This is a genomic window from Dyella sp. (assembly GCF_035685805.1).
GTDB lineage: Bacteria > Pseudomonadota > Gammaproteobacteria > Xanthomonadales > Rhodanobacteraceae > Dyella_A.
The window spans coordinates 207034-216177 of record NZ_DASSAB010000043.1 but is presented as its reverse complement, the minus strand read 5'-3'; the positions used below and the strand labels follow the sequence as shown (position 1 = coordinate 216177).

Below are 9144 nucleotides of genomic sequence, written 5' to 3'. Positions count from 1 at the left end.
GCGTTCGAGTCGATGGTCGCCAACTTCCAGCGCACCAGCATGCGCATCAAGCACGCGCTCATTCCCGTCGTGGCCGCCGTCCGCGGACTGTGCCTGGGCGGCGGCTGCGAGTTCCAGATGCATTCGGCACGCACCGTGGCCGCGCTGGAGAGCTACATCGGCCTGGTCGAGGCCGGCGTCGGCCTGCTGCCGGCCGGCGGCGGCCTGCACGAGCTGGCCGTGCGCGCCGGCAAGGCCAACCCAGCCGACCCGTTCGAGGAACTGAAGAAGGTGTTCGAAACCGTGGCGATGGCCAAGGTCCCCGCCAGCGCATTCGAGGCAAAGAACCTGGGCCTGCTGCGCGACAGTGACGTGGTCGTGTTCAACGCCTACGAGCTGCTCTACGTGGCCAAGCAGGTCGCCAATGCCCTGGCCGAATCCGGCTATCGTCCACCGCTGTACGCCCGCGCCATCCCGGTGGCCGGCGACGTCGGCACCGCCACCTTCAAGGCGCAACTGGCCAACCTGCAAGCCGGCTACTTCGCCTCCGAGCACGATGTCGACATCGCCTCGCGCATCGCCGACACCTTGTGCGGCGGCGTGATCGAGCGCGGCTCGACCGTCGACGAGGAATGGCTGCTGGCACTGGAACGCAAGCACTTCGTGGAGCTTGCGAAAACCGAGAAAACCCAGGCCCGCATCGCCCACACCATGACCACCGGCAAACCTTTGAGGAACTAGTGAGCGCGCTGCGCGCGCGGAAGTGAGGAGTGAGAGTCGAAGCCCAGGCTTTCTTTCACTTCTCGCTCCTCTCCACTCTTTTCTCACCCTTTTGGAGTTCCGTCATGACCAAACAAATCCAGGACGCCTACATCGTCGCCGCCACCCGCACCCCGGTCGGCAAGGCGCCGCGCGGCGTGTTCCGCAACACCCGCCCCGACGACATGCTCGCCCACGTGATCCGCGCCGTGATGGCGCAGTGCCCGGGTATCGACCCCCACCGCATTGGCGACGCCATCATCGGTTGCGCCATGCCCGAGGCCGAGCAAGGCATGAACGTGGCGCGCATCGGCGTGCTGCTGGCCGGGCTGCCCGACACCGTGCCCGGCGTCACCATCAACCGCTTCTGTTCGTCCGGCCTGCAGGCCGTGGCGATGGCCGCGGACCGCATCCGCCTGGGCGAGGACGACCTGATGCTCGCCGGTGGTACCGAGAGCATGAGCATGGTGCCGATGATGGGCCACAAGATCGCGATGAACCCGGCGATCTTCACCGACGAAAACATCGGCATTGCCTATGGCATGGGCATCACCGCCGAGAATGTCGCCAAGCAGTGGAAGGTGAGCCGCGAGCAGCAGGACGCCTTCGCCGTCGAGAGCCACCGCCGCGCACTCGCCGCGCAGGCGGCCGGCGAGTTCAACGACGAGATCAGCCCGTTCCAGCTGGACGACCACTACCCGAACCTCGCCACCCGCGGCATCGTCACCGACAGCCGCAGCATCAGCGAAGACGAGGGCCCGCGCGCCGGCACCACGCTGGAGGTGCTGGCCAAGCTGCGCACGGTGTTCCGCAACGACAAGTTCGGCGGCAGCGTCACCGCCGGCAACTCGTCGCAGATGTCCGACGGTGCTGGCGCGATGATGCTGGCCAGCGAGAAGGCGATCAAGGAATACAACCTGACCCCGCTGGCCCGCTTCGTCGGGTTCTCCGTGGCCGGCGTCAAGCCGGAGGTAATGGGCATCGGCCCGAAAGAAGCCATTCCCAAGGCGCTCAAGCAGACCGGCATCAGCCAGGACCAGCTCGACTGGATCGAGCTCAATGAAGCCTTCGCCGCGCAAGCGCTCGCGGTCATGGGCGACCTCAAGCTCGACCCGGCCAAGGTCAATCCGCTGGGTGGCGCGATCGCGCTTGGTCATCCGCTGGGCGCCACCGGCGCGGTGCGCATCGCCACGCTGCTGCACGGCATGCGCCGGCGCAAGCAGAAGTACGGCATGGTGACCATGTGCATCGGCACCGGCATGGGCGCAGCGGGCGTGTTCGAAGCGCTCTGATCAGGCCTTCGGAATCGATCGAAAAAGCGCCGCTATCCATGCGGCGCTTTTTCTTTGGGCGCCAGCGATGGCGGAAGAATCCGTTGCGGCGACCGGCGCCCGCGCCCCCTCTCACATGGCCGGCATTGCCGCCGGGTCCGAGGCGTCCACCCGCAGCTCCTGCACCGTGATGACCCTGCCCTTTCTGGGCGTGCCGTTGTCCATGCGAACGAAGGAAATTGTCAGCACCTCCAACTGCTCCGGCCAGATCTCTCTGAGCGCGTCGGTTATCGGGAAACTCAACTGCACCGGATCGTTGTCCGCGTGCATCTTGCCGCCGTGCAGTCTTTCGTGATTCAGCATGCTGGTAATTTCAAAAGGTCCCAGCGTTCCCAGCAGGTACCGGCTCTCCGGCTGCGACAGACCCGGCGTGGTGGGCAGGTTGATGTAGAGCTTGTGGAAGAAGCCGCCCTCTTTGCCTAACGGGGTCAGTCGCACGCCGTCCAGAACGACGCGCAGCGAGCTGTTCACTGCCGGCGGCGCGCCCTTGGCAGGCTGACGCAACAGCAGCGAGCGCACCGTGGATCGGCCGGCGGCATCCAACGGCACCTTGATCGTCACCGAGCGCTCGTCCAGTGCCAGCGGCTGGCCGCTACCCAAGGTCATCACCAGCGCCTGCGGCAGCGTCGACGAAAACGCCTGCATCGTCACCGCCGAAACCGGTGCGGGCGGAGGCGGCGCGGGTAACGCAACGGGCATGCTGCCGTCCTCGTACTGGTAGCCCAGACCAAGGGTGTCGAATGCCCACGTTCGCGCCATGGTCGGCAGGGCAGCACCGTAGACGAAGGAGCCCTTCCAGTAGGTATCCGACTTCGGCGGCATGGTGCGGCCGTTGCCGGCACTCACCCATGCCGCCCACAAGCGATCGACATTGGCGTGATGGAGCCAGAAGATCGGATCTCTCGGCGATACCGTCACCGATCCCATCGCCCCGCCAATGATGTTGTGCACGGGGTTGTGCGGCAGGCTTTCCAGCGTGCTCTCAAAAGCGTTGACGAGCCCGCTCTGGAAATTCACCACCGAGTCGGCGAAGGCATCCAGGGCCAGCGCAGCAGTCACATCGGTATTACGGCGATTGAGAACATAGAGCGGGCTCGCCGGGTCGGTGAACTCCACCGGCATGACGGGATTGGTGTAGTAATCCCAGTAGGGCAAGGTCAGGTTGCTGTTGCCGGCCACCTTGCGCAACTGCGCCTCCAGCCGGAACAGAAAGCCGCGGTGCCAGGCAAGGAAATACGCCGTGCGGTGCGGGCAGAAGTTCTTGTGCACGTCCACCCAATAGCTCCACGACGCGGGATCGGCCGAGTTGAGGTTAGCCTGCATCGTGCGAATGGCTTCTATGTAGACCGGGAACATCTCACTGGCGCAGAAGGTGCTCCAGCTCGGTCGTATGCGGAGGGTGGCCGCCTCGGCCACTCGGGGCACCCACGGCAGCAGCGCTACAGCGCCCGCGGCCAGTGATCCCTTCAGAAAGCGTCGTCTCGTAACCATGTCAGTCTCTCCCTTTGATCCTTGCGCCGAGGTCGCTTCAGCGCCACGCCAACGAGCGGCAAACGCGCCGCAGGCGTGAACGGAGCTGCCACGGACCGGATCAAGGAGGCCACGTCGGGCCGTCGCGGAACTTCACCCGGAGCGTGGGCGCTTCACGCCTTGGAGAGTCTTCTACTGCTAGCGTCCAGAGCGGTCATCATCCAAACGGATGAAGCAACGCACGGGCGCTTGGGGAGCGAGATGGATCGGCGGCGCACCACCCGACTGCTGGCCGCCCTGTACGGGATGGACACCCGCGCGCCAGACTGGTCTACGGTGCTGCTCGCGTTCGTCCAGGTATTCCAGTGCGATCAGGTGGAACTGCACCGTCTGGACGCCGGCCATCGAAGCAGCCGCATCTGCGCCTACTTCGAGAGCCCCGTGTCTGCGTCTTTGTTGCCTTCCGACGGAACAGGTACTGCGACACTTCCGTGGCTGAACGAGGTGCTCGAGCGCCTGCATGACGATGGCGTGGTGGAGGTGTGCGGCGGGGAGTTGGCGCCATCGTGCGGCCCCGACTGCGTCCCGCTGGCGCGGTCCAGCCGGAGCGCCATGGCGGTATTGATCGGCGGCGATGATGATGTCGAGTGGAGCCTGCTGGTGCTCTGGCGGGACCAAACGGCGGGCCGGTTCGACGATGACGAGCGGGATCTGGCGCGCTCGCTGCAGCCCCATCTGCGCAACGTGTGCGCCTGGCAACAGCGCTTCAGCTCGATCGACCACCAGTCCGAACGCTTTCGGCTGGCGTTGGATGCCCTGGCCGAAGGCGTGCTGATGCTGGACCAAGATGGCCGCCCCATGTTCTGCAACGCGGCCGCCCGCGCCATGGCCGGCCATCGCCTGTTCGCCTGGCGCTCGGACGGCCGCCTTGGCCTGCCCAACCCGCGCGACGAGCATCAGCTGCAACAGGCTCTGCGCCACCTCGGGACCTCGCCGGACGTGCAAAGCCAGCTGTTGCAGATCCACGGCAGCCACGGCCGCCTGATGGCCACGCTCAAGCTGTGCACGGCACCTCCGGCCGATGGCGACAGCGACGCGGTGCGCGTGCTCGCGTTCATCCGGCGGCTGGAGCCCGGCGCCCCCGTCGCCCTGGTGCCGGAGTTGAGGGAACAATGGGGCTTCACCCTTGCCGAGGCGCAGCTGGCGCAGCAGCTGATGCGCGGTTGTTCTCTCGAGGAGGCGGCGCAACGCGTGAGCGTCAGCAAGAACACCGTGCGCAGCCAGCTGCGCTCGCTGTTCATGAAAACCGAGACGCACCGCCAGGCCGAACTGGTGCGGGTGCTGCTCACGCTCTCGCACGCATGAGCCCGACCGGACCGCGTTCTCCAGGCGCCCCCGCCGCACGCCAGTTGCTAGGGCTCGAGGATCTCGAAGCGATAGCCGGCGCCGTACACCGCGTGGATGACCTGCTGCCCGGGCAGCAGGTCATCCAGCTTGCGCCGCAGGTTGCGGATGTGGCTGTCCACGACCCGGTCGGTGACGTCGCGCAGGTCATCGTGCATCAGGTCGAGCAGTTGATCGCGCGAGTAGACGCGGCCGGGATGGCTCACCAGCGCGTGCATCAGCCGGTATTCCGTGTGGGTGAGCGGCATCGGCCGGCCCGCCACCCGGATCCGCTGCGCCGCGTCGTCCACCTCGAACGGGTGCGTGGTCGCGGCGGATGTACTTCGGCGCAGCAGCGCACGTACCCGCGCCACCACTTCGCGTGGGCTGAACGGCTTGCAGATGTAATCGTCCGAACCCAGCTCGAGCCCCAGCAGCCGGTCGATCTCCTCCACCCGCGCCGTCAGCATGATCACCGGCAGCGTGCTGCGGCGGCGCAGCTCGCGCAGGATCTCCAGCCCGTCCCGCCCCGGCAGCATGATGTCCAGCAGCAGCACGTCGGGCTGCTCGATGGTTACTGCCGCCAGCACTCGGGCGCCGTCTGCCACCACCACGGCGCGGTAGCCGGACTGCACCAGGTAATCCACCAGCAACTGGGCGATCTTCGGCTCGTCCTCGGCCACCAGCACGGTCGGTTGACCCATCTCAGGATGCCTCCCGCGGCAACCGCAACTCCAGCCGCAGGCCACCCAGCGGCGACGGCGAAGCGGTGAGCGATCCGCCGTGTGCCTGGGCGATGCGCCGCGCGATCGCCAGTCCCAGTCCGCTGCCACCGGAGGCACGGTTGCGCGAGGGTTCGGCGCGATACAACGGGTCGAACAGGTGGGCCAGCGCCTCGCGCGATACACCCGGCGGCGAATCGTCCACGCACAGGCAGGCGGTGCTGCCGTCGGTACGTGTGCTGACCTCGATCCGGCCGCCGGCGTCGCTGTAGCGCAGGCTGTTGCCGACCACGTTGTCGATCAGCTGACGCAACCGATCCGCGTCGCCATTGACGGTTACCGCGGTACCGACGCAGTGCAGCCCCAAGCCGGCGTCCTTCGCCGCCGCCGCGAAGCGCGCGCAGGCCGTTTCCGCCAGCGCGGCCAGATCGAGCGGTTGCGGCCGGTAGCTCAGCGAGCCGGGGTCGGCCATCGACCACTGGTGCAGGTCCCCTACCAGCCGATCCAGCCGCATCACTTCATCGTGCAGCGACTGCAGCGCGCGACCATCAGCGGCGCGTACGCCGTCACGCATCGCCTCGAGCTCGCCGCGCAGGATCGCCAGCGGCGTGCGCAGCTCGTGCGAGATATCGGCCATCCAGCGCTGGCGTGCCGTTTCATGCGCCTGCAACGCCAGGCTGAGGCGATTCACGTGATGCACGAGGTCGCCCAGCTCATCGCGGCGACGCGTCTGCAATTGCAGGTCGAAATCGCCGCCCGACAACTGCCGGGCTGCGTGCTCGACCGCCTGCAACGGCGCCAGCAGATGGCGCGCAAAAACCCATGCCAGCGCCAGCGCACACAGCAGCAGCAGGCCGGTGAGCACGGCCAGGTTGCGGATCTGCGCGGCGAGGAAGGCGGTATCGCGATGTTCCACCGGGCGGGCCAGCGGCTGCAGGGCCAGCCAGCCCACCACTGCGTCGCCCTGCCGCAGCGGACGCTCCAGCGCGTCGGCGCGCGGCGCGCGACCGGCAATCAGGTGTCGCTGCGAGTCCAGCAGGGAGACGCGCTGAGGCAGTGGCGGAGGCAGCGGTGCCGCCGGTGGTCCCGGTGGGGGTGGCGCCTGCGGCGGCAGTGGTGCCGGCGGGGGACGCGGCGGCGGCGGCGGATCCAGCGGCGAAGACGAGAGCCCCCCGCCACGCCGCTGCGCCTGAGCCGGGGGTGGGTCGATCGAACGTTCCAGCAAATGGCGCCACGTGTCCCCGTCGCGCAATCCGGGGAACCCGCTATCGGCGTCCGGGCGGGCGACCAGTGCCCGTGCCAGCGGATCCAGCCGCGCCAGGTCCTGGGTGTTGACGTAGTCGATGAAACCGCTGCGCAGGTTGTGGATGGTAAGCCCGCCCAGGGTCGCCAGTGCGAGCGCGATGGCGCTGGCCAGCAGCAGGAACAGCTTGTGCGCCAGGCGCAGGCGCAATCGTGGCAGAGGGCGGTCCATAGCCGCGCAGCATAGCGGCGGCCACGGCCCCGCGCGTCCTCATTTTCTGCATATTTCCTGCGACCTTGCACGGCATCGTGGGGTGCGTCGAATCACCGGCACCGCAAGGAATCAACCCATGAAGATCACCCTGCTGGCCATGCTCGCCGGCCTGGCCGTCACTGGCACCGCCACCGCACAGCGCGCCGTGCCCATGAAGGACACGCCGCTGTTCGCGCACGACGGTGCTGGCCGGCCGCGCCTCGCGGGCAAGCACATCCCGCCGCTGCCGCCATTCTGCCGCGCCGATCTGCCGCAACCGCCCACCCGCCCCGCCATGCCCGACTTTGCTGCGGATGAGCAGTGGCGCAGCGCCCTGGGCGTCACCGAGGCGCAAGCGCGGCAGGTGCAGAAACTCATGCAGGACAGCGCCGCGGGGATGCAGAAGGAACGCCGCCAGCAGCGCAGCGACCAGCAGGCGCTGTGCGCACGGTTGCGCGATATCGTCGGCGAGCAGGCGATGACGCGCTGGGCCGAGGCGAGTGCGCCCCCGCCGCTGCCGCCGATGCCACCGATGGCGCCAGAGCCGCCGCAGCCGCCGCAGCCGCCGGCTGACGCTCGCTAAGGCAGCGACGACGCGCCCGGCGAAACGCACGCCGCGGCTGTTCGCCCGGCGTGCCGTCGTCGGCGGGCTCAGCCCGGAAGGTCGCGCAGCGCGCGCTCGATGCGCCGGTCCGGCACCAGCCACAGCATCGCAGCGCCGGCATAGAGCAGTTGCGACATCCACGCGGCATGGAACGACAGCGCAATACCCAGCGCGTAGATCGGCGGCGAGACCTTGCCTTTCCAGTCATTGCCCAGCGCCCGCGCCAGGGCCGATCCCTCACCCTCGGCGTGGATCAACGCGCGCTGCAGCAGCCAGTAGGCCACGGCTGCCATCAGCAACACCGCACCGTAAAGCGCAGAGGGTGCCGCCGCGAAGTGGTTCTCGCCCATCCAACCGGTAGCGAACGGAAGCAGCGATAGCCAGAACAGCAGGTGCAGGTTCGCCCACAGGCTGCCGCCGGACACCGGCCCGGCCATGTGCAGCAAGTGGTGGTGGTTGTTCCAGTAGATGCCCACGTAGACGAAGCTCAGCACGTAGCTCAGGAACACCGGCGCCAGCGGCAGCAGCGAGCCCACCGACTCCCCGTGCGGCACCTTCATCTCCAGCACCATGATGGTGATGATGATGGCGAGCACGCCATCGCTGAATGCTTCGAGTCGGGTCTTGCGCATGCCGGAGCGCCGGGCAGTGGGAGAGATGGCAGTGTAGCCACGCCACCACGCGCAAACCTCAGTTGCTGGCCAGGCGCCTGTTCAGCACGCCGGTCAGTGCACCCACTGCGACGCCGCAGATCACGCCCAGCCCCAGGCTGACCTCGCCATGCCACGCGACCGCGGCACCCGCACCTGCACCGGCCAGTCCCAGCCAAGCGACGCGGCGCTGGCGCACCCGCAGGGCGGCTGCCCGTTCGCGCGCGGCGCGCGCCTCGTCCTGAGCCTTCTGCCCGGGAGCAAGCAGTACCTGGGCCACTGCGTCGGCCTGTCGCTCGTCCATCATCAGTGTCCTCGCGGGTTCTCCTACGGTGCGGCCGCAGCAGGTGCGCGGAACTGCACCTCGTTGCCTTCCGGGTCGACGCCATCGCAGACGCGGTCACCGCGAAACAACCACTCCCGCGCGGGCGGATGGAGCTGCCCTCCGTGCATCAAGGCGGCGCGGCGCGCGCGATCGAGACTGTCGACGAACAGCACCAGTTTGACTGCGGTGTCCTCGCGCGGGCGCGGCGGCCGGCTCAGCTGGATGGCTGCGGCGAGGGACGGCGAAACGGCCAGCACCACCAGCTGGAACGCATGCGACTCCAGCACGATGTACTCCCCCTCCCGATGCACGGGCAAGAGGCCGGCGACCTCGGCGTAGAAGCGGGCGACGGGGGCGATATCCTTCGCGTACAGCACTGCGGCCGCTGATCCTGCGTCGGGCATGGCGGCATTCCCTTGTCTGTCC

10 protein-coding genes are annotated in these 9144 nt (G+C 68.0%); 4 read left to right on the top strand and 6 right to left on the bottom strand.

The window, feature by feature from the left end; all coding sequences use genetic code 11:
* Both VFG40_RS13220 and VFG40_RS13215 read left to right on the top strand, forming a co-directional pair.
* The coding region (locus VFG40_RS13220) for an enoyl-CoA hydratase/isomerase family protein (protein ID WP_324898214.1) at nt 1-720 on the top strand (720 nt) is incomplete at its 5' end.
* 104 nt (nt 721-824) lie between these two features.
* Nucleotides 825-2030: an acetyl-CoA C-acyltransferase gene (locus VFG40_RS13215; protein WP_324898212.1), complete on the top strand. Its 1206-nt coding sequence runs from the start codon at nt 825-827 to the stop codon at nt 2028-2030.
* A 111-nt stretch (nt 2031-2141) separates the two neighbouring features.
* On the opposite strand, the gene VFG40_RS13210 is transcribed toward VFG40_RS13215, so the two are convergent.
* Nucleotides 2142-3560 (bottom strand): tyrosinase family protein, encoded by a 1419-nt coding sequence (locus VFG40_RS13210; RefSeq protein ID WP_324898210.1) that lies wholly within the window; start codon nt 3558-3560, stop codon nt 2142-2144.
* Between the two features lie 75 nt (nt 3561-3635).
* Between VFG40_RS13210 and VFG40_RS13205 the strand changes: the two genes are divergently transcribed.
* On the top strand, nt 3636-4904 hold the full coding sequence (locus VFG40_RS13205) for a helix-turn-helix transcriptional regulator (protein WP_324898208.1): 1269 nt from the start codon (nt 3636-3638) through the stop codon (nt 4902-4904).
* Nucleotides 4905-4951: 47 nt separating this feature from the next.
* Here the strand turns inward: VFG40_RS13205 and VFG40_RS13200 are convergent, their stop codons facing one another.
* Together VFG40_RS13200 and VFG40_RS13195 are read right to left on the bottom strand one after the other, a co-directional pair.
* Nucleotides 4952-5626 carry a response regulator gene (locus VFG40_RS13200; protein WP_324898206.1) on the bottom strand — a complete coding sequence of 225 codons (675 nt, stop codon included), beginning with the start codon at nt 5624-5626 and terminating at the stop codon, nt 4952-4954.
* Between the two features lies 1 nt (nt 5627).
* Nucleotides 5628-7118 carry an ATP-binding protein gene (locus VFG40_RS13195; protein ID WP_324898204.1) on the bottom strand — a complete coding sequence of 497 codons (1491 nt, stop codon included), beginning with the start codon at nt 7116-7118 and terminating at the stop codon, nt 5628-5630.
* A 118-nt stretch (nt 7119-7236) separates the two neighbouring features.
* Between VFG40_RS13195 and VFG40_RS13190 the strand changes: the two genes are divergently transcribed.
* Nucleotides 7237-7722 (top strand): hypothetical protein, encoded by a 486-nt coding sequence (locus tag VFG40_RS13190; protein WP_324898202.1) that lies wholly within the window; start codon nt 7237-7239, stop codon nt 7720-7722.
* Nucleotides 7723-7790: 68 nt separating this feature from the next.
* Here VFG40_RS13190 and VFG40_RS13185 read toward each other — a convergent pair whose 3' ends face one another.
* Genes VFG40_RS13185 through VFG40_RS13175 form a run of 3 tightly spaced genes read right to left on the bottom strand, consistent with a single transcriptional unit; the run spans nt 7791 to nt 9122 of the window.
* Entirely contained in the window at nt 7791-8375 is a 585-nt protein-coding gene (locus tag VFG40_RS13185) for a TMEM175 family protein (protein WP_324898200.1), read from the bottom strand.
* Between the two features lie 58 nt (nt 8376-8433).
* Complete coding sequence (locus VFG40_RS13180; protein ID WP_324898198.1) at nt 8434-8697, bottom strand: hypothetical protein; 264 nt, start codon at nt 8695-8697, stop codon at nt 8434-8436.
* A gap of 23 nt (nt 8698-8720) precedes the next feature.
* On the bottom strand, nt 8721-9122 hold the full coding sequence (locus tag VFG40_RS13175; protein WP_324898196.1) for a VOC family protein: 402 nt from the start codon (nt 9120-9122) through the stop codon (nt 8721-8723).
* Nucleotides 9123-9144 lie beyond the last annotated feature (22 nt).

Excerpts from the sequence above, each read along its gene's own strand:
- VFG40_RS13215 (WP_324898212.1), top strand. The coding sequence starts at position 825 with ATGACCAAACAAATCCAGGACGCCTACATCGTCGCCGCCACCCGCACC.
- VFG40_RS13210 (WP_324898210.1), bottom strand. The coding sequence starts at position 3,560 with ATGGTTACGAGACGACGCTTTCTGAAGGGATCACTGGCCGCGGGCGCT.
- VFG40_RS13200 (WP_324898206.1), bottom strand. The coding sequence starts at position 5,626 with ATGGGTCAACCGACCGTGCTGGTGGCCGAGGACGAGCCGAAGATCGCC.
- VFG40_RS13195 (WP_324898204.1), bottom strand. The coding sequence starts at position 7,118 with ATGGACCGCCCTCTGCCACGATTGCGCCTGCGCCTGGCGCACAAGCTG.
- VFG40_RS13190 (WP_324898202.1), top strand. The coding sequence starts at position 7,237 with ATGAAGATCACCCTGCTGGCCATGCTCGCCGGCCTGGCCGTCACTGGC.
- VFG40_RS13185 (WP_324898200.1), bottom strand. The coding sequence starts at position 8,375 with ATGCGCAAGACCCGACTCGAAGCATTCAGCGATGGCGTGCTCGCCATC.
- VFG40_RS13180 (WP_324898198.1), bottom strand. The coding sequence starts at position 8,697 with ATGGACGAGCGACAGGCCGACGCAGTGGCCCAGGTACTGCTTGCTCCC.
- VFG40_RS13175 (WP_324898196.1), bottom strand. The coding sequence starts at position 9,122 with ATGCCCGACGCAGGATCAGCGGCCGCAGTGCTGTACGCGAAGGATATC.